This window comes from Agrobacterium rosae, from assembly GCF_002915175.1.
Classification (GTDB): Bacteria; Pseudomonadota; Alphaproteobacteria; order Rhizobiales; family Rhizobiaceae; genus Agrobacterium; species Agrobacterium rosae.
Genome location: NZ_NXEJ01000006.1, coordinates 396,263 through 416,193, shown reverse-complemented (window position 1 = coordinate 416,193; position 19,931 = coordinate 396,263). Strand labels below are relative to the sequence as shown.

24 protein-coding genes are annotated in these 19,931 nt (G+C 61.1%); 2 read left to right on the top strand and 22 right to left on the bottom strand.

What is annotated here, in order from left to right:
• Window positions 1–67: 67 nt before the first annotated feature.
• The 9 genes from CPJ18_RS13290 to CPJ18_RS13245 form a co-directional block, all read right to left on the bottom strand.
• A complete protein-coding gene (locus CPJ18_RS13290) occupies window positions 68–1,468 on the bottom strand; it encodes a sensor histidine kinase (RefSeq protein WP_077122314.1) in 1,401 nt (466 codons plus the stop codon).
• Entirely contained in the window at window positions 1,458–2,129 is a 672-nt protein-coding gene (locus tag CPJ18_RS13285) for a response regulator transcription factor (protein ID WP_077106194.1), read from the bottom strand. The genes CPJ18_RS13290 and CPJ18_RS13285 overlap by 11 nt, the downstream gene beginning before the upstream one ends.
• Before the next feature lie 189 nt (window positions 2,130–2,318).
• Window positions 2,319–2,588, bottom strand: coding sequence for a hypothetical protein (locus tag CPJ18_RS13280; RefSeq protein WP_077106195.1), 270 nt, complete (start codon window positions 2,586–2,588; stop codon window positions 2,319–2,321).
• 328 nt (window positions 2,589–2,916) lie between these two features.
• Window positions 2,917–3,123 (bottom strand): hypothetical protein, encoded by a 207-nt coding sequence (locus CPJ18_RS13270; protein ID WP_103658845.1) that lies wholly within the window; start codon window positions 3,121–3,123, stop codon window positions 2,917–2,919.
• A gap of 35 nt (window positions 3,124–3,158) precedes the next feature.
• Entirely contained in the window at window positions 3,159–6,956 is a 3,798-nt protein-coding gene (locus tag CPJ18_RS13265) for a baseplate multidomain protein megatron (protein WP_103658843.1), read from the bottom strand.
• Between the two features lie 175 nt (window positions 6,957–7,131).
• Entirely contained in the window at window positions 7,132–7,566 is a 435-nt protein-coding gene (locus CPJ18_RS13260; protein ID WP_103658841.1) for an NlpC/P60 family protein, read from the bottom strand.
• Window positions 7,563–8,447: a DUF2163 domain-containing protein gene (locus tag CPJ18_RS13255; RefSeq protein ID WP_103658839.1), complete on the bottom strand. Its 885-nt coding sequence runs from the start codon at window positions 8,445–8,447 to the stop codon at window positions 7,563–7,565. Before CPJ18_RS13255 ends, CPJ18_RS13260 begins: the two co-directional genes overlap by 4 nt.
• Window positions 8,444–9,076: a TIGR02217 family protein gene (locus tag CPJ18_RS13250; RefSeq protein ID WP_103658837.1), complete on the bottom strand. Its 633-nt coding sequence runs from the start codon at window positions 9,074–9,076 to the stop codon at window positions 8,444–8,446. Before CPJ18_RS13250 ends, CPJ18_RS13255 begins: the two co-directional genes overlap by 4 nt.
• Window positions 9,077–9,362: 286 nt before the next feature.
• Window positions 9,363–9,941 carry a phage tail tape measure protein gene (locus CPJ18_RS13245; RefSeq protein WP_103658835.1) on the bottom strand — a complete coding sequence of 193 codons (579 nt, stop codon included), beginning with the start codon at window positions 9,939–9,941 and terminating at the stop codon, window positions 9,363–9,365.
• Between the two features lie 101 nt (window positions 9,942–10,042).
• On the opposite strand from CPJ18_RS13245, the gene CPJ18_RS13240 reads away from it, so the two are divergent.
• Together CPJ18_RS13240 and CPJ18_RS13235 are read left to right on the top strand one after the other, a co-directional pair.
• Complete coding sequence (locus CPJ18_RS13240; RefSeq protein WP_103658833.1) at window positions 10,043–10,270, top strand: DUF4160 domain-containing protein; 228 nt, start codon at window positions 10,043–10,045, stop codon at window positions 10,268–10,270.
• Complete coding sequence (locus CPJ18_RS13235) at window positions 10,263–10,673, top strand: DUF2442 domain-containing protein (RefSeq protein ID WP_103658831.1); 411 nt, start codon at window positions 10,263–10,265, stop codon at window positions 10,671–10,673. The genes CPJ18_RS13240 and CPJ18_RS13235 overlap by 8 nt, the downstream gene beginning before the upstream one ends.
• Here the strand turns inward: CPJ18_RS13235 and CPJ18_RS13230 are convergent, their stop codons facing one another.
• From CPJ18_RS13230 to CPJ18_RS13165, 13 genes are all read right to left on the bottom strand, one after another.
• Entirely contained in the window at window positions 10,674–10,895 is a 222-nt protein-coding gene (locus CPJ18_RS13230) for a rcc01693 family protein (protein ID WP_103658829.1), read from the bottom strand.
• Window positions 10,892–11,254, bottom strand: coding sequence for a gene transfer agent family protein (locus CPJ18_RS13225; protein WP_103658827.1), 363 nt, complete (start codon window positions 11,252–11,254; stop codon window positions 10,892–10,894). The genes CPJ18_RS13230 and CPJ18_RS13225 overlap by 4 nt, the downstream gene beginning before the upstream one ends.
• Window positions 11,254–11,661, bottom strand: a complete 408-nt coding sequence (locus tag CPJ18_RS13220; RefSeq protein WP_103658825.1) for a phage major tail protein, TP901-1 family — start codon at window positions 11,659–11,661, stop codon at window positions 11,254–11,256. The genes CPJ18_RS13225 and CPJ18_RS13220 overlap by 1 nt, the downstream gene beginning before the upstream one ends.
• 230 nt (window positions 11,662–11,891) lie before the next feature.
• Complete coding sequence (locus CPJ18_RS13215) at window positions 11,892–12,293, bottom strand: DUF3168 domain-containing protein (protein ID WP_103658823.1); 402 nt, start codon at window positions 12,291–12,293, stop codon at window positions 11,892–11,894.
• Window positions 12,290–12,625, bottom strand: a complete 336-nt coding sequence (locus CPJ18_RS13210) for a phage head closure protein (RefSeq protein ID WP_103658821.1) — start codon at window positions 12,623–12,625, stop codon at window positions 12,290–12,292. Before CPJ18_RS13210 ends, CPJ18_RS13215 begins: the two co-directional genes overlap by 4 nt.
• 3 nt (window positions 12,626–12,628) lie before the next feature.
• Window positions 12,629–13,198 (bottom strand): head-tail connector protein, encoded by a 570-nt coding sequence (locus tag CPJ18_RS13205; RefSeq protein ID WP_103658819.1) that lies wholly within the window; start codon window positions 13,196–13,198, stop codon window positions 12,629–12,631.
• A 302-nt stretch (window positions 13,199–13,500) separates the two neighbouring features.
• Window positions 13,501–14,748 (bottom strand): phage major capsid protein, encoded by a 1,248-nt coding sequence (locus CPJ18_RS13200; RefSeq protein WP_103658817.1) that lies wholly within the window; start codon window positions 14,746–14,748, stop codon window positions 13,501–13,503.
• Between the two features lie 283 nt (window positions 14,749–15,031).
• Window positions 15,032–15,604: an HK97 family phage prohead protease gene (locus CPJ18_RS13190; RefSeq protein WP_103658815.1), complete on the bottom strand. Its 573-nt coding sequence runs from the start codon at window positions 15,602–15,604 to the stop codon at window positions 15,032–15,034.
• Between the two features lie 45 nt (window positions 15,605–15,649).
• The gene (locus CPJ18_RS13185; RefSeq protein ID WP_103658813.1) at window positions 15,650–15,970 is read right to left on the bottom strand and encodes a DUF6107 family protein; all 321 of its coding nucleotides are present in this window, start codon (window positions 15,968–15,970) and stop codon (window positions 15,650–15,652) included.
• A 416-nt stretch (window positions 15,971–16,386) separates the two neighbouring features.
• Complete coding sequence (locus CPJ18_RS13180) at window positions 16,387–17,550, bottom strand: phage portal protein (protein WP_103658811.1); 1,164 nt, start codon at window positions 17,548–17,550, stop codon at window positions 16,387–16,389.
• A gap of 72 nt (window positions 17,551–17,622) precedes the next feature.
• A complete protein-coding gene (locus CPJ18_RS13175; RefSeq protein WP_103659125.1) occupies window positions 17,623–17,931 on the bottom strand; it encodes a Dabb family protein in 309 nt (102 codons plus the stop codon).
• Window positions 17,932–17,973: 42 nt separating this feature from the next.
• On the bottom strand, window positions 17,974–18,609 hold the full coding sequence (locus CPJ18_RS13170) for a hypothetical protein (RefSeq protein WP_103659124.1): 636 nt from the start codon (window positions 18,607–18,609) through the stop codon (window positions 17,974–17,976).
• Window positions 18,610–19,162: 553 nt separating this feature from the next.
• A complete protein-coding gene (locus tag CPJ18_RS13165; protein WP_103658809.1) occupies window positions 19,163–19,918 on the bottom strand; it encodes a carbon-nitrogen hydrolase family protein in 756 nt (251 codons plus the stop codon).
• Window positions 19,919–19,931: the final 13 nt, after the last annotated feature.

Here is a 19,931-nt window from a genome sequence, read left to right as displayed (position 1 = left end):
CACTCCTTATCCACGCGCCATCCTGGCGCGGTCATGCGTCACGAAATGTCTTGCCAGTTTTTAGCCGTCATGCAAGCTCTTTCGAAAGTCCGGGAAGAAGCAATTCGGCTTTCAGCCCGCCCAGCGGGCTGCGGGACATGGCAAAGGTACCGTGGTATTCGGAAACCACCTCGCTGACGATGGAAAGGCCAAGCCCCGTCCCGGGTCGGCTTTCGTCCAAACGCCTGCCGCGCTTCATCGCTTCAGTGATCTGCTCGGGCTCTAGCCCCGGCCCGTCATCTTCAACCAGCAACGTGACCCATGATCTGCGTGTCACGTCGGGATCAGACGACGGGTGCGTCCCCGGCATCACCGTGATTACCACCTTGGTTTCAGCAAAGCGTGCCGCATTTTCCAAGAGGTTGCCGACCGCTTCTTCCAGATCCTGCTGCTCCATCGCCAGAATTGTTCCCGGCTGCTGCATGTCCAACTCGAATGTCTTTTCCGGGTTCAGCCGGCGCATCACGCGCACCAGCCGCTCCAGCGCCGGTTCAGCTTCCACCCGTGCCAGAATCGAGCCGCGTTGCGCGGCAATCCGTGCGCGGGAAAGATAGGATTGCACCTGTGCCTGCATCGCATCCACCTGGCCGCGCACCAGATCGCCATGGTGGCTGTCCAGCGTACGCGCCTCGTTCAGCAAAACGGCAATCGGTGTTTTCAGCGAATGCGCCAGATTGCCCACCTGCATGCGCGCCCGCTCCACAAGACGCCGGTTGCTTTCGATCAGCGCATTCACTTCGGTTGCCAAAGGCTGAATTTCACTTGGGAATTCGCCCTCCAACCGCTCCGCATCGCCAGCGCGGATCTTGCCCAACGCGACACGCGCCCTGTCCAGCGGTCGCAAGCTGTAGAGAATCGCAAGGCCGTTCACCACAAGACTGCCGACACCGAAAACGGCAAGCGCCAGATAGAGGCTATTGGAGAAGTCACTGACATCGTCTTCCACGACATTCAGGTTGCCGGTCACGCGAAAGCGCGCCGCCCGCCCTTCTCCATCCAGCACCACCTCCGTTTCAGCAACCTGCACACGGTTTTTCGCCTCGTCCGTCACCACGTAATAGCGCTCGTAGCGATTGTCGAACGGCACATCCAGAATGCTGGGAACAGGCAGCGTCGAAACGCCGAGCGATGAGGAAACGAGCGGTGCCGTCTGAAAATTGCCCAATGGCTCCACCACCCAGTACCAGCCGGTCTCGGGCTGCGAAAACCGCAGATCGCCAAGCTGTGGGCTACCAGCCAGCGTATTTTCGTTGGAAACGGTAATGGAGTTGATGACGTTATAAAGCTGCGCGCGCAGTAAATCGGTAAAACTGCGCTCCACGCCCTGTCGGTAGAGCGTGGAAATCACCACCGCGATCACCACCAGCGCCAGGGCAGACCATGCCGAGGCCAGCAGCAGAACGCGGGCGGTGAGTGAATTACTTCGCATCTGCGGGTGCTTGCATCCGGTAGCCGAGACCGCGGATGGTCTCGATCAGATCGACGCCCAGCTTCTTGCGCAGACGGCCAACGAAAACCTCGATGGTGTTGGAATCGCGGTCGAAATCCTGATCGTACATATGCTCGACCAGCTCTGTTCGCGATACCACCTCACCCATATGGTGCATAAGGTAGGACAAAAGACGGAACTCGTGAGAGGTCAGTTTCAGCGTCGTGCCGTTGACGGTCGCCTTGGAGGACTTCGTGTCCAGCCGCACCGGACCGCAGACGATTTCGGACGACGCATGGCCCGCAGCACGGCGGATCAGCGCGCGCACACGCGCCAGAATTTCCTCCACATGGAAAGGCTTCGTCACATAGTCATCGGCACCAGCATCGATACCCGCCACCTTGTCGCTCCAACGGTCGCGCGCGGTCAGAATGAGAACCGGCATGGACTTGCCGCTGGCACGCCATTTCTCGACAACGGTAATGCCATCCATCTGCGGCAGGCCGATATCCAGCACAATGGCGTCATAGGGCTCGGTATCGCCGAGATAATGCCCCTCTTCGCCGTCAAAGGCCTGATCGACGACATAACCCGCTTCTTTCAGCGCGTCGGTCAGCTGTCGATTGAGGTTGGTATCGTCCTCGACCACAAGAATGCGCATCGTCCGTCCCTTTTCATTCCACCCGTCACTTCTGCAGTGCGACGGTCATTCAAATCATGTCTAGCGCATCGGCGCGAAAATCGGAATCGATTTTCGTAAAGCACGATGTGTCACCCAAGAACCATAGAGTGCCTCTTCGCGTCACAGACGCGCGGCACCCTATGGCAGATTCTGGGGGATTGCGACGGTCTACATTGGTACGCGCATCGTCACCTTGCGGGGGCGCTCGCCATTGCCCTGAACGAGCACGGTCACGACACAATTCTGGCCGTCATTGGATGGATAGACCGAAAGAAGCTGCCCGCCGGTCTCGCGCACCACGCGGGAAACGGCAGAGCTGCAGTCGCTTGCAACCTGCTGCACCCGACCCTGCACCTGCACACCCTGCCCATCGACCTGCGGCGCAGGAAAGCCGGAGAGACCGGCTGCAAGCGTCGCGATGATGAGGGGTGATGCCATTGCAAAAAACTTCCAAAGAAAAATCGGATGCACGTCGAAACGAATTCTTGGCCGAATATGTATCGCAAAGCGTCTGAATGGCAAATGAATGTGGGGTAGGGTGTATGTGAACGCCCGTTGAACGGCAGCGTGCGCGGCTCACCCCCCTCTGCCTGCCGGCATCTCCCCCACAGGTGGGGAGATTAGCTGGGCGCACCCTCACCAGCTCATCCGCACCGTCAAAGATGGCCAAAAGCTAACCACGAGTCGATCTCCCCACCTGTGGGGGAGATGTCCGGCAGGACAGAGGGGGGTAAGCCACACCCACTGCCGCCCAACCCACAATCCCCTACCTAATCGCACTCGTCGCAGCCAACCGCCCATACAACGCAATCAACCCACCCACGCCGCCGGCCACCGTCACCAACCCCTCGGCAAGCTCGCCTTCGAATCCCGTCGGCAGGTTCAACCCCACCACATGCAGCAGCGGTGCCAACACTGCAATCAGCGCGCCCCAAACGGTTTTCGACTGATACCAGGCTTTCATATTGTCCATGTTCTACCCTTTCTCGGTTGACGTCATTGTGAAGTTTACACGCTCAAAACGGCGCTGGCCGCGATGCCCAGTGGCACCGCCCGGCCCAATTGGCGCACCCGAATCGCAAGCGTTGTCTGCGGTGAACCAAAATCCGCCACCTCGTCGCTCGCGGCATAAAGGCAAGCTGCCTCGCTCACCTCGATTGCTCGCTGCACCACCCCGTCTGAGACAATCTCGACACGGTAGCGCTCGGCCACCTCATCCAGCGGAATATCGGCAGCGTCCCAGCCATCGGCCTCCACGCGCCCGCGCCGCACCCATGTCAGGCGCACGCCATCCGCCCTTCGCACCCCGCGCAGATGCACCGGTGCCAGCGGCGTTTCCGCCCGCATTCCGCCCGCAAAGGCAAACGGCCCAACGCTTGAAATTTGCGCACCCGCCGCCTCGATGATCCAGTTCAGTTGCAGCCCGCGCTCGTCGCCGCGCAGGCCCATCGACACCACGCCCGCATCCAGAACCACCACCTCGGAACCGGCGATGGCACCCGCCGCCATCGCATCCTCGGTGCCCGCAAGCCCCCGAAGCAGCCGCGTCAGCCGCCAGCGTTTGGCCGCTACCTCTTCAGCCTTGGCAAAAGCGACAATCTCCCAGGCACCACCAGCGCAACGAATTGCAATGCGGTTTGCCCCATTCAGCACCGCAAGGTCGCTGGCAGAAGCCAGATCGCCGTAAGGCAACGTGATCTCGATTGCGCCAGATGCATTGAACCTTCCGGCAAATCCCATCGGTAAAGCGCTCGCGAGTGCCCCGATCTTCGCTGGCTGGTCCAGCAGCGCCCGCGCCTCATAACCCTCGGTTCCGGCAGAAGCGGACAACGCCATGCGCCGCCAGGGCTTGGCAAAGGCCGCAATCCGGGCAAAGCCCTGTGCCTCGCCCGCCTCATAGCGCGGCAAATCCATCAGCACGATATCCGGATCGAACCCGCTGGATGCACTGCCACCACCTGTACGTGGCGTTTCCGCCTCGCCGGAAAGGGCAATGGCCGATGGCGCGAATTCCCGCGCCTCGATGCGCCTCACGTCACCATCTTCGATCCGGCTCACCAGAAACCGCCCGCTCGGCCCGCCCTCCAGCTCCACACAGTCACCGGGGTCAAGCGCGATCTCGTTCGGCGCAATCGAAAAGCGCACCGTGCGGCGCGCCAGCCGGTTGTCACGCAACAGCGCCTCCACCGCGTTCTGCGCGGTCTCCTGCGCCAGCACCGCGCCCAGATCATACCGAAGCACCCGGTTGCCGGCATTATCGACGCGGCGCGAGCGCACGCTGGCCTGCTCGTAATCCAGCGCTGGATTATACGCGGTCAGCACCGCCTCCGCCGCAAAATCGCTCTCGTGCCCACGCGCCTCAGACCAAAGTGACGAGTCCTCGATATCCGCAAAAGCAGACACCACCTTCGTCTTCGTCGCCGCACGTCCGCGTGAGATAAACCGAAGCGTCGCCCCGTCCTCAATCACATCCACCTGGAACGCTTCCAGCAAAGGCTCCAACAGGCTGCGCGCTGCCGTCACATCGCCCTGCGCATAACCAGCCACATCACCGGTGACAGCGGACACATCGAAATCCGCAAAGCCATGCTCATTTAGAACCGCCGCAATCAGATCGGCCAGTGTCGTCGCCCCCAGCCTGCCGTTCAGCCAGTGACCGGTGCGCCAGTTGGCACCATCGCTCCACGTCGCCGCATCCTGCGGAAAGGCCGGGTAAGGTCGTGCATCCCATGTCCAGACGAAAACCCTGGCTGGATCGACCATACCCTGAAGCGCCAAACCACCCGCCCAATGATCGTGATGCGCCTCCAGAAACCGCCTCTGCTGACTGTCGGAGCGCATGCGGCTGGAAAAATGCGGATATGCGCTTTCGGATGATTTCGGGTCGATGAAGGTGTTCGGCCGGTTCGCGCCCTTGTTGATCGCGGGGCAGCCCAGCTCGGTCAACCAGAACGGTTTCATGCCCGGCACCCACGCGCTTGGCGTCGCACGTTCCACGCCAGCCACCCGGTCATAATGCCGGTTCTGCCACCAGCCTGCCAAATCCTTGTTGCGATAAACCCAGTGCTTGCCCCTCAACCCGTCGGAAATCGCACTTCGCTTGCGGCCCGCGCGGTCAGCATCGCTGGCATAATACCAGTCGAAACCCTCACCGCCCTCTATGCTGCGGCCAAACCCCGCCGCATCGTCGGCACCTCCAAAACCATCCGGATTACCGTCAAGCACATCCTCGTCGCGCCAGTCGGACAACGGCATGTAATTGTCGATGCCGACAGCATCGATATGCGGGCTCGCCCACAACGCATCAAGATTGAAGAACACGTCACCGGAACCATCCGCCGGGTGATACCCAAAATATTCGCTCCAGTCGGCGGCATAGGTCAGCTTCGTCGCAGCGCCCACAACGGCGCGCACGTCACCCGCCAGCCGTACCAGCTCTTCCACGAAGGGAAAGGCATTCGCCTGATCCCGCACCCGCGTCAGCCCGCGCAGCTCGGAGCCGATCAGAAACGCGTCCACCCCGCCCGCCTGCTTCGCCAGCGCCGCATAATGCAGCACCATGCGGCGGTACCCGTCGGCACGATTGCAGAAAGTCGAAATTTGCGCCCGCCCCGCCACCGTGCGGTCAGCACTTCCGCTCTGCCCCGCAGCCGGGTGGCAGGTAATGTTGCCTCGCCAGCCATAGGCATCCTGTTCCACCTTGCCATAAGGGTCGGGCAGAGCATTGCCCGCTGGCACATCCATCATCACAAACGGATAGAGGCACGCCTTCAAGCCCCGCGCCTTCAAATCGGCAATGGCCTGCAAAACGCTTGCATCATCAGGCGTACCGCCATAGGCCGGGCCGCCATCGCGCTGGCTCACCAGCCACGCCTGCCCGCGCCCCATGCCCGCGACAGACCAAGACGCACTTTCACGGTCGCGATAGGCCACCTCCACGCCGGGCAGAATGCGGCATTCACCGGCGCGCATGTCGGTGCCGAACCACGTCACAACCAGCGCCACGCTTTCCAGATTGGGGCACAGCGCCTGCAATTCGTCGATGGAAGCCTGCCAGTCGGTCGCCGCCGCCAGCGTATTCCGGTTCATCACCCGGCTTTCACCGGCGCCCGTCCGTTCGGACACCGCAACCGTCGCATAACCATGCTCCGTCGCGCCGGGTATCACCGTCACCGCGCGGATCTGCCCCTCCAGCTTGCCGATGGGCCTCACCACCTCGAACTGTAAAAGCGGAATACGATTGCCGAAACCATCCAGCGGCAACCGCTCGAACACGACGTAGGACAGGCCACGATAGGCCGGCGCATTGCCCGCCCCTTGCCGCGCCTCGATCAGCGGATCGGGAAGCTGCGTCTCACTACCGGGGTAGAACCGCATTTCGATGCCGGTCAGGTCCAGCTCCTGCCCATCCGCCCACACCCGCCGCACCATGGCCACCTCGCCTTCGCAAAGACCAACGGCGAGATTGGCGAAATATTGAAACGTCTCGACGGTCGTGCTGCTGCTACTCGAGCTCTTGCCGCCCTGCCGCTCCCGCGTCACGCTCTCTTCAAAGCGCGTCGCCCAGATCAGTGTGCCACCAATCCGCACCGTGCCATAGGCACGCGCAATCGCCGCCCCCTCCTCGGCACCGGGAATGCGCGCCGTCGAAAGCCGCGCACCGCTCACCGTTTTCGAAGAGGAAAACAGCGCGCTATCAACCGCACTCCCCGCCAACGCCCCCGCCGCCCTGCCAATGATCGCACCGACCGGTCCGAAAATGCTGCCAAGTGCAGCGCCCGCCGCCTGTAAAACAAGGGTTGCCATATCTTATCTCTCTTATGCGGATCAATGAAGAAGGTGCGTCTTTCCGCCTTCTCCCCGCTGGGGAGAAGGTCGCGGCAGCTGGATGAGGGGGCAAGGGTCGATGGGTACGGCAACGTTACCCCCTCATCCGGCCTTTCAGGCCACCTTCTCCCCGGCGGGGAGAAGAAACCCGGTCTCACCCCTCTGGAAACCGAAACACCCCCGCAATGCGCCTGCGCCAAGACGGCACCAGCGCCGAGCGCAGCACAGACGCCGCCTCATAGGCATGAATGAAGTAGTCGGCATCGGCCAGAATGCCCACATGCTTGGCCGCGAATTCCGGACGCCAGCGAAACAGCAGCATGTCGCCCGGCAGCGCTTGCGCCATGCTGGCAACCGGCGTGAAATGCCGCACCGCCGCCGCCATCAACCGGTCCTCACCGCCACGCTCCGCCCAGTCGCGCGCATAGGGCGGAGGCAGTTCGGGCTCCTGCCCGTAAAGCTCGCGCCAGATGCCGCGCACCAGCCCCAGACAATCGCAACCCACGCCCTTCATGCAGGCCTGATGCCGGTAAGGCGTACCGATCCACTCCTCGGCAACCGCCAGAACCCGTCCACCAATATCGCTCATGAAAACAGCGCCCCGCCATCATGCTGCGTCCGGCTGGTCACATAGGAATAGGCGAAATCCGCGCCCGGCATATGCGGAAAGCCTCTGAAATTTAGGTGGTTGGCAAATTTCGCCTTACAGACGCCAAAGCTCTTGTCGCACCCCGCCTTCACGGTGAAAGCATCGCCCGCCTGTGGCGCCACCTCCAGCGGCAGCCAGAAACTCAAACTCGCCACCCCGTCGCGCAGCGCATGGTCATCCAGATCGAAACCGCGGCCCGCATTCGCACCGCTTGAAAACATCAGTTTGCCCTGCCTGAAAAACCCTTCGGCAAAAGCGCCCAACCCAGAGACCACCATCCGCCCGGTGCCATCCACGGAAACTACCGCGCCGTTGGCCCGAAACGCTGCAATATCAGCCCCGCATCTGGCATCACCCAACGCCGCATCACACCGCCGTCCATAGACCCGGCCCTGCGGCTGGCTCAGCCTGTGGGCAAAGCTGCGCAGCTCCGCCGTAAAGGCACCACCCGCCCGCGTCACCTCGCCAATCTCGCGCACCTTCAGCAACACATGCTGCTCCGGCACCTGCCAGTTGACGAGGTAAAGCTCCACCTTCGCGCCATCATAACGCCCCGCCGCAAGGTCCGCCTCACTCACCGCCTCGCTGGAAAACCCACCCGCCACCTCACCGCTGCTGGCCGCCAGTCCCGTCTCGCTGTCGTTTTCGCTAGCCTGAAATCCGCTCGCGGCCAGATAGGTCACACCGCCAAATGTCAGCGCCTCGTCATGCTCAGTAAAACCAAGCACCGCACCATCGCGAAGGCTCACCTTCCAGCAATGACACGTCGTCGTCGCCTCGCCACCAAGATGCGCGGCAAAATCCTCTGGCACTGTCTTCACGGCAAAATCTCCACCAGCGGAATGGAAGGAATACGCCCGGCCTCGAAAGCACTCAGGCTCACATCGATGCGGTCGATATCGAACCGCACAGGTACGTCGAACTCGAACCCCGCCCTCACAGCCGCCCCGACAGCAGGAACATGCCCCGCCGCAAAAGTCACGATCCCGGTCGCATGGTCCGTGCTGAAACCCGTCGTCGCCACGCCATTCACCGAAACGACCACCGACCCGTCCACCGGCTTTGCAATGGCTCTCGTCCACCCGCCCCCCGCATCGGCATAGGTCTTTTGCAACGAAAACGCCGCCGTCACCCCATCCCCGGTGCCAATCCGCTGATCCATCGCGCTCGGCACCGTCAGCGGCGGGCAAGACCGAAAATCCACCGGATCACGAAACCGAAACCCATAAAGCTGCCCGCCCCGCGCCTCAAAAAACTCCAGCACCGCGTAAAGGTCGCTCACAGACCGAACCCCCGACCCTGCATCATAAGCCCGCCGAGAATTCCTCCACCGCTGGTTCCGGTTCTCCCGCCCATTGGACAAATTGACAATATCCGTCCGCCGCACCGGCCCCCCACTGGTGCCCAACGCCAACCGCAACGGAAACCGCACCTCATGAAATGCTGCCATGGTTTTGATTTTCCTGGATTTAAGTGAAATTTTTGCGGATAGCATCCCGCTTGCATTCTTCCGCCATCAAGCGGCAGCGGGTGTGGCTCACCCCCCTCTGTCCTGCCGGACATCTCCCCCACAAGGAGGGAGATCAGCTGGGCGCGAACACCACCTCAATCTCGACATCAGAAATGGCCGAGTGGCCGCCACGAGTCGATCTCCCCACCTGTGGGGGAGATGTCCGGCAGGACAGAGGGGGCAGCCACAAACTCAACGCCAACCACGAAAACACGTCAACGCCAACCTAAAGCCCCCGCTGCCCCCGCCCCACACTCCGCGCCAGCATCGCCGAAATCTGCCCCTCGCTGCGCCGAAAACTCGCCGCATCACTCGCCGTCACATTGAACACGATCTGCGTGCCGCCACCTCCCCCGGCAGACGCCACGCCCAGCGACCCATCCGCCCCACGCTTCAACGGCAAAATCGCCTCGCTACCCGCTTCACCCATCAACCCCATATCGCTGCCCATGGGAAAAAACGTCGGGCTCGAGACCACCCCACCCTCGGCAAACGGCGTCACCCGCCCCGGCACGCCGCCATTGGCAAATGCAAACAGTGATCCCGCCCCTGACGTGAGGCTGCTAACCGCCGAAGACAGCATGTTCTCCAGCGGCTTCAACCCGGCAGACAGGGCAATATTGGAAAGCCGCGTCCCCAGCCCTTGCAACACACCATCCAACCCCTTCCCACCCGTGGTCGCGGCCTGCAAGGCAGACGTCAAAGCCGACCCAAACCGCTGCGACCGCCGCTCCAGATCCTCCATCACATCAGCCAAAGCCTGCGCCTCATCACGCTGGCCAGCAAAATTCGTCTCATCCGCCATCGGCCTTGCCTTTCTGATTCAAATTGGGAAGCTAGGGGATTGGAAAAACGCATCAATTGCTAAATCATTTGAAAAACCCAAGAAGTTAGGTTATTTAGGAAATGGTCACGGTTCTTCGCCAGCATGGAATGCGTTTCGTCATCTACACCGCGGATCACGAACCGCCTCACGCCCATGTCTACGGCGAAGGCGAAAGCCGCATCGATATCATCAACCTCAGCGTCATCACACAGGGAGGCATGTCAGACCGGGATGTGCGACGAGCGGTGGATGTGATCGAAGAACACCGGCAACTCTTTCTCGATACCTGGAGGAAATATCATGGTTGAGATCAGCGATCAGGAGCTTGCCCAGGCAAAAAAGCGCTGGGCGCATGAACGTGAAGAGCGCCCTGTCCCGAACGCGGTTCGCTTCGACGCACCATCAGAACGCGTCATCGTGGATTTCACCAATGGTGCATCCTTCATGTTCCCCGCTCGCGCGGTCGAAGGGCTGGAAGTGGCGACAGCAGCGCAACTCGCCGAAGTCGAATTGCTCGGCGAAACCGGTCTCCACTGGGAAAGCCTCGACGTGGATTATACCGTCACCGGCCTGATGAGCGGCATCTTCGGCAGCAAGACCTTTATGGAGGCGCAAAGCCGTGGCGGGAAAAGCAGATCCCCCGCCAAAGCCGCCGCTAGCCGCGCCAATGGCGCAAAAGGCGGCCGCCCGAAGAAAACGGCAAAAACCTGATCACCCATCAGGAAAAGCCCGCATCAACCCCTCCAGCCCACCCCGATCCAGCCCATCACGCCTGGGTCGCATCCCACCCGTCATGGCAAAAAACTCCACGGGCGTCAGTGCCCAGAAAACGTTTGGAGAAAGCCGCAGCAGGCTCAGGCCCGCATGGATCACCTGCCCCCAGGGAAAGGGCTTGGCACCATGATCAGGGTTTGAACCCGCTGCGGCACTCAAGGGGAAGCCGTGGCCTGCCCCTCTGTGCCGGTTCCGGCAAAGGTCGCGGTCAGGAGGTCTCCCACGATCGTTGCATAACCGGCAATTCCACCCTCGATGCTCATCGCACCCACATCGTCATCGGAAAACACGTTGCCAGCACCGCGAAGCCCCGCGCCGATGACGCGGATCATGTCGGCGGCCTTCATCCGTCCGCTGGCGAAGCGGCTCGCCAAGCCCGTCAGGTCATCGGCGGCAAAGGCGGTTTCCAGTTCCGCCAGCGCACCCAGCGTCAGGCACAGAATGCGCCGCTCACCATCCAGCACCGCCTCCACCTCGCCGCGCCTGCGGTTGGCCCGCCCGAAATTCCCCGCCCCCATCACAGCGCTCCGAAGCTGATGGCACCGGCCGATTCCAGCGCAGTCTCGAACTGCACCTCGCCATCATGCCGCCCGGAATATTCCAGCGCGGTGATCTGAAACGGCCCCGCCACCGTGCCAAAATCCGGTATCACGATCTGCCAGTGGGGAATGGCCCCCGCAAAGAACTGCCCACGCACCAGCGCGTCGCTCTGCTGGTCCTTGAAAATGCCCGATGCCGTCAACCCCGCCCGCTGAACACCCGCCCCCGCCAGCAATTCCCGCCAGCGCCCAGCACTTTCCGCATCCGTCACATCAACGCTCTCCGCATTGAACGCCAACCGCTTCGTGCGAAGCCCGGCAACGGTCACGAACGCTCCGCCATTATCGATCTTCAGCAGCAGGTCTTTCCCCTTCTGCGCCACCATGGTGTATCCTTTCGAATTGATAAAATTGGAAGGAAGCAGGTGCGGCTGGGTATCTCTCCCCCTGTGGGAGAGAAAGCGATTTCAACATCTTTAGCTTGCTTAAGTGTTAGAAATCGCAAGTGAGGGGTTTGCCGCACCCTCAGCGGACCCCTCACCTGAAAAATCTATGACTTAGCAAGCTAAGATCATGATTTTCCTTCCTCTCCCACAGGGGGAGAGGTACCCGGAGCCTACTCCGTCACCGCCCGAAACCGTATCTCCGTCAAAAACTGCTTCGTCTTCGCCTGCCGCACAGATCGGCTGTTGCGATAAAACAAGCTCACCAGCGCAATCCCCCCGCCCAGCACCAGCGGCGCGTCGTCGAGTAGCGTCAAAACGCGCACGGCAATGTCCTGCGCCAGCTTTCGCCCACCCTCTTCGCTCCACACCTCGATGGTCAGGAAATGCTCTTCGCCCCGTTCTGAAGCGGTCGAATAATCCCGGCTGTCGATCTCCCCAAACGCCACGCAAGGCAGAACGGGCCTTGGCAGCAGCCGGTCGATAATGCCGCGCGCACCCACCATCCCCACCAGCACCGCGTCTCCGGCAAGCCTGATGTGCACGGCCTGCAACAGCGCATTGGCCGCCCTCATCGGCTTTCCTCCTCGCAGCGGCAGACGATGAAGCGGCCTGTCTCGTCGGGGTCGATCACGGATTTAACCGCAAACACCCGCGCCCCTTTGCGAAACCGCATGCCCGCTTCGATATCGCTGCGAAAACCCGCCCATATGCGGTGGGTCACAGCCACGCCATCGGCGGATGCCCGCTCATAAGCCCCTTGCGAAACCGGCTCGATGGCCGCCCACAGCGAGCGCAACAACCGCCAGCCAGCCGTCACACCGCCCTGCCCGTCAGGCAACTCTTCCGGTGCCTCAAGCTCCAGCCGCGCCGTCAACTGGCCGGGGTCGAGAAACGTCAAGTTCATCGCTCACAACCCCACCCGACGAAACGGCGCAATCAGCCGATCGTATCCCGCTGGCACACCAGCAGGCTGGTCGGCAGGCGAAACCGCTCCGCGAAACGCAAACATATGCGCGATATGCACCAGCATCGCCCGTTTCAGCGTATCCGGCACATCCGCACCGCTTTCGCCAAAACCAGCCGTAAAATCGATCTCGATACTGTTCAGCGGTTGTCCCGGCGCAGGCGGCTGGCGCAGCCACAGCCGCGCCGGTCGCGCCTGCCCATCCAACAGCTTGTCCGTTTCAGTAATATCGGTCGGGTCACCCGCATCATCGAAAACCAGAATCGTTTCGATGACTTGCACCGGTCCCTTCGCAATCTGAATCACGCCATTTAGCGGCCAGTCGTCGAGATACAGCCGAAAGCTCTGCCGCATCAGGCACAAGCCGGTCTGGCGTTCCAGATATTCGCGCGCGGTGGTGATCAGCGATGCCAGAAGCGCGTCTTCATCCGCGCCATCCAGCCGCAAATGCGCCTTCACATCGGCAAGCGTCAACGCCTCCGCCTGGGGCGGAGTTAGTGTGGCATAGGTCATGGTATCTCCGGGGAAATTGGGTGTTGCAGCAGCAACTATTGTCGGTCATCGCCCGTGGCTCATCCCCCTCTGTCCTGCCGGACATCTCCCCCTCAGGTGGGGAGACCGACCCGTTGAGGCCTCTCGCCCATCTTGAAGGCTGCGGATAGAGTGGGGATCATGCGTCTAGCCGATCTCCCTCCTTGTGGGGGAGATGTCCGGCAGGACAGAGTGGGGTAAGCCACAGGCGATGACGCTTCTGTTCGTCTTTCGTCATGCCAGAAACCTCCGGCATGACGACGTCAAGATGAAAAACCGAGTTCTCAACTCGCCGCAAACTTCACCAGCTTCACCGCCTCGAAATTCTGCACCCCACCCCCAACACGCTTGGTCGTGTAAAACAGCACATAAGGCTTGGCCGAATACGGATCACGCAGAATGCGAATACCGGTGCGATCCACCACCAGATACCCCGCGCGGAAATCACCAAACGCAATCGACGTGCTACCCGCCGCCACGTCAGGCATATCCTCGGCCTCCGCCACCGGAAAGCCCATCAGCAGCGCCGCCTGTCCAGCAGAGGCTGGCGGTTGCCACAGATAGTTTCCCGTGGTGTCCTTCACGCGCCGCAATGTAGACTGCGTCTTGCGGTTCATCAGGAAGCTGCCGTTCTGGCGGTGTCCGGCTTTCAGCGAATAGGCCGTGTCGATCAGCACATCCAGCGGGCCGGAGGATGCAAATGCACCCGCAGCACCCGTCGCCACATAACCGATCTTGCCCCACTCCCAGGCCGAATTCGCCACCGTGTCATAGGCCAGCAGCCCCTTCGGCTTGTTCACACCATCGCCGGAAATGAAAGCCGCACCCTCCTGCTCGGCAAAGGCGACATCCACTTCGGACGCAATCCACGCCTCGATGTCGACAGCGGAATCATCCAGCAGCCCCTGCGTCGCCGCCGGCATGGCGTAAAGCTCCATGGTCGGGAAGGTCAGCTCGGAAAGCTGCGGCGTGTTTGTCTGCGGGCGTGCCGCCGTCTCGGAAACCCAGCCGGTGGCCATGCCGCTCGGTGCAAACGGCTTTTTCAGCACCGCACCGGAAACCTGCCGCACGGTGGAAAGCGCACGCATCGGAGACACCACCGACATGCGCTTGCCGATATCGCTGTCGGTCTCTTGCGGCAGCAGATACCCGCCATCTGCCCCCGCGCTGCCGGAAAACGCCTTGGCCTCCAGATCGCGCAGCGCGCCCTCGTCACCCCGGCGAATATACGCCTCGAACGCCGCCTTATGCTCCTCGGTTTCCGCATTGGCCGCACCCTTGCGCCCCAGCGCAGGTCGGGCCCTCTTCAGCGAAAGCTCGTCCATCACCTTTTTGTTGTCGTCCAGCGCCTTGTCGATGCGATCAAGCTTTTCGCGGGTCAGCACATCCGCGCCCATCTTGCGCTCAATATCGCCCAGCCGCTCGTCGTTGGTCTCGCGAAACGCCTCGAACGCCTCCATAAAATCATCAAACGCCGCCGTCATCGTATCCGGCACGGCCTTGATCTGCGGTGCAACTGTCTGTTCCGTCATGTGGTTTTCCTCTGTTGATTGTTTGAATTTGAAAGACGATGCCCGCCTCCCCACCGTCACCCCGGACCTGATCCGGGGCCCAGCAGCATCGCGTCTGCGATGCAAAAGACTCTTCTTCGTCGCAGACCCACTCCTCTTCCCTCATCCCTGTGCTTGTCACAGGGATCCAGCCGACGTGCGTCTGCGCGGCGAAAAGACTCCCTTCAGCCCAAGGACTTGGGCTGGCTAGATTCCTGTGACGAGCACAGGAATGAGGGCGAAACGGCGGGCCTCCAAAGCCCCCTCACCGCCGAAAAGTATCCCCCGCCAAACTCTTCGCCATTCGGCGCATAGCCCGCACCAGCTCCGTCTCCCGGTCGCGAAAGAACCGGGCCTGTTTGACGTTGGAAACGCGCGCAGATGGCAGCATCGGAAAGGTGACGACGGAAATTTCCCAGAGGTCGGCCTCCAGAATACGGCGGATACCGCCGCGCGAAGCCTTGCCCGCCCGCACGGTCTGGAAGCCGATGGAAAGCCCGTCCAGCGCACCCGTCTTCATCAGCGAATGCACCTCTTTCGCCCGCGCCACATCCGGTGCCAGCACCCCCTCGACGAACAGCCCGCGCTCATCCTCGCGAATGGTGCGCCAAGCACCGATGGGCTGGGCCGGGTCGTGCTGGTACAGCATGCGAATACCGGCGGCGCCGCGCTCCTCGATGGACCGCTTGAATGCCCCCGGCTCGATCACATCGCGCCCCAGATCCACCTCCCCGAACACGCTGGCATATCCAGAAAACGTGCCGTCAAAGGCAATGCCGCGCAGCTCCAGATTGGCAAATTTGCGCGTGGCGGGCCGCGGCCCGCGATAAGCGTGCATGAAATTCTCCTGCGATTTTGAGGAAGTTGTCGCTGAGGGATCAACTCAAGGCTTGGGCCGCGCCGCATACCGTTCGGCCACACGCACCATCACGCCCAGCCCCCACCACGCGCAAAGGCTGGCGGCAGCGGAGCCGGTCAGCATGATCTCCTGGCTCGAAAGCCCGGCGGATATACCCAACCGCTGGGCGATCCAAAGCCCCACGGGCCCGCCGAAGATCACGCCGCAGGCAAGCCCGGTCAAAAACCGGCTGGCCGCCTCGCGGTGCGTCTGTGGCAGCATATAGATCAGCGAAACCCCGGCCCCCGCCACGGCTCCGGTAAAACGAGCAGCCCAAATGCTGCCCTCATTGGCAAATTCAGACATGAGTAACCATTCCGGGTTAGAGTTGGATAAGTTGTACAGCGGATGTCGTGCACCCGCGGCATTCGTTTTCGTGCTTTTCTTGAGTCGCTGGAATCGGTTGAAGGAAACCCTTCACAGATGGATTCCGGTCGTTGAGAAAGTCGTTCAACGGTGGAACGTCGCAGCTGTACGGAATGCCGAGAGAGGCGAAGGCATTCGATTGCCTTGTGCTCGTGGCTCACCCCCCTCTGTCCTGCCGGACATCTCCCCCACAAGGAGGGAGATCGGCTAGGCGCACCGACATCACTTTCACCTCGACGTAAGAGATGGCCGGGAGCTAACCACGAGTCGATCTCCCCACCTGAGGGGGAGATGTCCGGCAGGACAGAGGGGGGTAAACCCCACCCACCACCACCCAATATGAAGCAACGCCCCCATCAATACCCCACCGCCTCCCGCTTCTCCTCATCACTCAAGAATCCCGCCGCCCCCACCCGAGCCCACAACGCATCGCGCTCTCCAGACAAACCCGCAATCCGGTCCATATCCGGCTCCAGCCGCAACGTCCCTTCGAACAACGGCGAAAGCCAAGCCGATAAACTCGCCGCCGTCCGGTTGATCAGCGGCAAAACCGTCAGCCGATAAAACGCCCGGTTGGCCTCCTGGTAATTCGCATAGGTGTTGTCGCCGGGAATGCCCAGCAGCATCGGTGGCACGCCGAGTGCCAGCGCAATGTCCCGCGCCGCGCCATTCTTCGCCTCCATGAAGTCCATATCCTTGGGCGAAAGCCCCATGCTTTTCCAGTCCAGCCCACCTTCCAGAAGCAGCGGACGCCCAGCATTCACTGCCCCGGCATAGCCTTCCTCCAGCTCCCGCTTCAACCGCTCGTATTGATCGGTGGAAAGATTGCCGCCCTCCTTGGGCTGATAGACCAGCGCGCCGGAGGGACGGGCGGAATTGTCCAGCAGCCGCTTGTTCCAGATACTGGCGGCATTGTGCAGATCCAGAGCCGCACCCGCCGCCGCCAGCGGTGAAAATCCGTTATGGTCGTCCAGCGGGTTGAACAGCTTCAGATGCAGCAGCCCCAGCCTATCCCGATCCGCCGCGATGCGCCGGGCCGCCCGGCCCTCGGCGCGGTAATCGAACGCCGCAGGCCAGCCATCCGCCCCCTCGATGATGCTGACGCGGTCAGGCCGCAACAGATGCAGTTCCCGCAACCGCTCGCCCACCATCAAAGGCTCGATATAGCCATTGCCGGAGAGCAGCAGATGCCCATAAAGCGCCTCGAAAAAATCCGGCCCGCTCATCTGCCCATTAGGACGCGCCAGCAGCCGCAACAGCGCATGCTCGCCAATCTCGTCGTCACCCTCATACAGCAGCCAGCTAACGGAAGCCGCAGCCTCCGCCACCATCCGCGCCGCCCGGTGCGCCACCGGGTTGCGCATGAAGCCTTCCCGAGACAGAGCGCCATAACCGCGGCCAGACCAATGCGCCCGCCCGGCTTCCCCGGAAAGCAACAAAAACCCGCCCGCTGCTTTCTCTTCGCGCACAGGCTCACGCCCCACCGGGCGGTGCCACGGCAGATGACCAAAAAATCGCATGGATATTTCCTTTGAAAGAAAACAAAAAAGCCACCCTTGCAGGTGGCTAAGATGGTGGGTCCGAAAGCTGACTTATTTTATCGGCTCTTTCACCGCCCTATCACTATCAAAATCCGCCGCCACCCGTGTGTCCCGCAGCGGCTTCACGGTGTTCGTCGAAAGCTCATAGGCCGGGTCAGCCTTATAGGCCGCGAGCGCCGCCTCATTCTCGAATTCACCGTAGACGATGAAGTCCACCGAATTGCCCCATTGGTCCTTCTTCACGTTCTCGCCAATTTCCAGCTTCTGCGCGTGGGAAATGGCGGTCAGGCCGGAAAGGCCCTTGCGCACGGCATCACGGTTGGCCTCGGCTACGGTGAAGAAAACGATGTGGCGGATCATGAAAGCACCTGTCATGCAAAAATCTTGGGTGAAAACCGCCTATCACCCCACTGCTGGCTGTTCAATCCGGCTGGCCATCAAGGCGGTGTGAAAGCTGCGGCCATAGCCCGCCAGAAGGGCGGCACGATCGTTGCCGTTGATGATGGCGCGCGCACCCTCCCAGTCGGCACGCGACGCATTGAAATATTGCGAGAGCCGCCTGCCGGTAAAGCTGCCGCGCAACATTCCCTCCACCAGAATGGCGGCGGAAACCTGCGGCTCCATCGCCCGCTCGGGTCGCGCCACAAGGTCGATGCCTGTTACCGCAGACATCGCCTCGTAATTGCGCCTGTGCGTCAGTTGTACCAGGCCACGCCCCAGCCAGCTTTTGCCCTCGGCATCGCGCCGCCAATAGGGCGTGCGCACCTGCCCCAGCCGCCCCGCCGCATAGGCACGGTCCAGAATGCAGATCGCGGCCTCATCACTCGCCGCCAGCGTTTCGCGCACCGGCTGCATTGTTGCCGCCGTTTCGTGAAAGGCGGTTGCCAGCATATAGGCCAGATGCCTGATGTCGCCGCCGGGCGCTCTTTCCTCGAATTCATCAAGCACCAATTCGGTGCCCTGCACCTGCTGCGCACTCATTCGACCCGAAAAAGGAGCCGTGCGAATCGTCGCAAAAAAACGTTGCCTGTTGAACATCGTCATCCCTCTGTGAATAACCTTCTATAAAACCCCAGATTTTAATATGCGACTTTCTGCACCTAAATCGATTTAGAAAAATCCTAATCGATTTTATTTCATGCGAACCGTTTTAAGGGTAAAAATTACCTTGAATTGCGGAACCTCTGGCCCCCTACTCTGTTTCACACCGCGCAACGCACTGCGCCAACCGAAGGAGGAATGCCATGACCGCGACGATCCCTCAGACCACCTACGACCGTCTCGAAAACGAATGGCGTCAGATGCGCGAAGTCAGCGCGCAGACGAAACCTTCGCAGACCCCAAAGAAGTAACGGATCGAGGGCTGAGACTGCCCTCCCAGTAGAAATGCGAACCCCCCCGTGTAACGCCGTTATCGGTCCTCGCGGGCGTTTTGCATTTTAGTCGGAACTCCGCACTTGCTACGGAGGACGCCCGGCATGACGAGAGTTGGATTTCCTACCGCGTCAAAAGGAACTTCAAATCCGATAGCGATTTCAGCTTGGATGAATTTCGCCTCAGCGAGGGCATTTCCCTGTCATGTCCTCACCGGCTAACACCCAACAGCTTCTTTCCGCACGGGAATATCTACGACTAGGAGACCTGGTATTTCCAACGGCAGTTGTTTCACAACTTGCCCAGCTGCATTTAAGACTGCGGTCGGCCCCCATGAAACACGCCCATCGCGCTCCCCGGTAACATCCGCAGAGATGAGCCACAGGCCGGTCTCTCTACATCTATCCCCTCGCCCATAGTTATGCGCGTCTTTGAAGAATTCGGCTTTGTCTCGCCGCATCATATTGTTGGCGGGGCAGACAATAAGTTCAGCACCAAGATCGGCCACACAGCGAGCGGAAGCCGAAAAATTGGTGTCGTAACAGATGTTTATTCCAAATTTCAGGCCATCCACCTCAAAGATAGGCGCGTCTTCACCGGCTGTGAAAGCGTGTTCACCTGGCAGAAGATACTGTTTGCGATAGCAGCCAATGACAGTCGAATTCTCCATCACCAAAGCGCTGTTGAAGAGCCTACCCTTCGATATCTCGATAAAGCCCATCACAATCATTGGCCCGGACATAGGGAAGCGCTCAAACAGCTTGTTGAACTCACGTGATTTCACGTCTAAGGCCACGCGCCGCGCGGATGTATCGTCGGTAAAGTATCCTTGCAAATACCCTTCCGGGAAACAAAGCAGCCTCGCCCCAGCGTTACCCGCCTCGTCGAAGAGTTTGGTTGCACAGGCAAGCGCGCCTTCGATGTCCTCTCGGAACTCTATCGTTTGCGCAGCGGCGATCCGAACGATTGTCATTCAGGCTTTCCAT

Coding starts and splice junctions, on each gene's coding strand:
- CPJ18_RS13290 (WP_077122314.1), bottom strand. CDS start 1,468: ATGCGAAGTAATTCACTCACCGCCCGCGTTCTGCTGCTGGCCTCGGCA.
- CPJ18_RS13285 (WP_077106194.1), bottom strand. CDS start 2,129: ATGCGCATTCTTGTGGTCGAGGACGATACCAACCTCAATCGACAGCTG.
- CPJ18_RS13280 (WP_077106195.1), bottom strand. CDS start 2,588: ATGGCATCACCCCTCATCATCGCGACGCTTGCAGCCGGTCTCTCCGGC.
- CPJ18_RS13270 (WP_103658845.1), bottom strand. CDS start 3,123: ATGGACAATATGAAAGCCTGGTATCAGTCGAAAACCGTTTGGGGCGCG.
- CPJ18_RS13265 (WP_103658843.1), bottom strand. CDS start 6,956: ATGGCAACCCTTGTTTTACAGGCGGCGGGCGCTGCACTTGGCAGCATT.
- CPJ18_RS13260 (WP_103658841.1), bottom strand. CDS start 7,566: ATGAGCGATATTGGTGGACGGGTTCTGGCGGTTGCCGAGGAGTGGATC.
- CPJ18_RS13250 (WP_103658837.1), bottom strand. CDS start 9,076: ATGGCAGCATTTCATGAGGTGCGGTTTCCGTTGCGGTTGGCGTTGGGC.
- CPJ18_RS13245 (WP_103658835.1), bottom strand. CDS start 9,941: ATGGCGGATGAGACGAATTTTGCTGGCCAGCGTGATGAGGCGCAGGCT.
- CPJ18_RS13240 (WP_103658833.1), top strand. CDS start 10,043: ATGGTCACGGTTCTTCGCCAGCATGGAATGCGTTTCGTCATCTACACC.
- CPJ18_RS13235 (WP_103658831.1), top strand. CDS start 10,263: ATGGTTGAGATCAGCGATCAGGAGCTTGCCCAGGCAAAAAAGCGCTGG.
- CPJ18_RS13225 (WP_103658827.1), bottom strand. CDS start 11,254: ATGGGGGCGGGGAATTTCGGGCGGGCCAACCGCAGGCGCGGCGAGGTG.
- CPJ18_RS13220 (WP_103658825.1), bottom strand. CDS start 11,661: ATGGTGGCGCAGAAGGGGAAAGACCTGCTGCTGAAGATCGATAATGGC.
- CPJ18_RS13215 (WP_103658823.1), bottom strand. CDS start 12,293: ATGAGGGCGGCCAATGCGCTGTTGCAGGCCGTGCACATCAGGCTTGCC.
- CPJ18_RS13210 (WP_103658821.1), bottom strand. CDS start 12,625: ATGAACTTGACGTTTCTCGACCCCGGCCAGTTGACGGCGCGGCTGGAG.
- CPJ18_RS13205 (WP_103658819.1), bottom strand. CDS start 13,198: ATGACCTATGCCACACTAACTCCGCCCCAGGCGGAGGCGTTGACGCTT.
- CPJ18_RS13200 (WP_103658817.1), bottom strand. CDS start 14,748: ATGACGGAACAGACAGTTGCACCGCAGATCAAGGCCGTGCCGGATACG.
- CPJ18_RS13190 (WP_103658815.1), bottom strand. CDS start 15,604: ATGCACGCTTATCGCGGGCCGCGGCCCGCCACGCGCAAATTTGCCAAT.
- CPJ18_RS13185 (WP_103658813.1), bottom strand. CDS start 15,970: ATGTCTGAATTTGCCAATGAGGGCAGCATTTGGGCTGCTCGTTTTACC.
- CPJ18_RS13180 (WP_103658811.1), bottom strand. CDS start 17,550: ATGCGATTTTTTGGTCATCTGCCGTGGCACCGCCCGGTGGGGCGTGAG.
- CPJ18_RS13175 (WP_103659125.1), bottom strand. CDS start 17,931: ATGATCCGCCACATCGTTTTCTTCACCGTAGCCGAGGCCAACCGTGAT.
- CPJ18_RS13170 (WP_103659124.1), bottom strand. CDS start 18,609: ATGTTCAACAGGCAACGTTTTTTTGCGACGATTCGCACGGCTCCTTTT.
- CPJ18_RS13165 (WP_103658809.1), bottom strand. CDS start 19,918: ATGACAATCGTTCGGATCGCCGCTGCGCAAACGATAGAGTTCCGAGAG.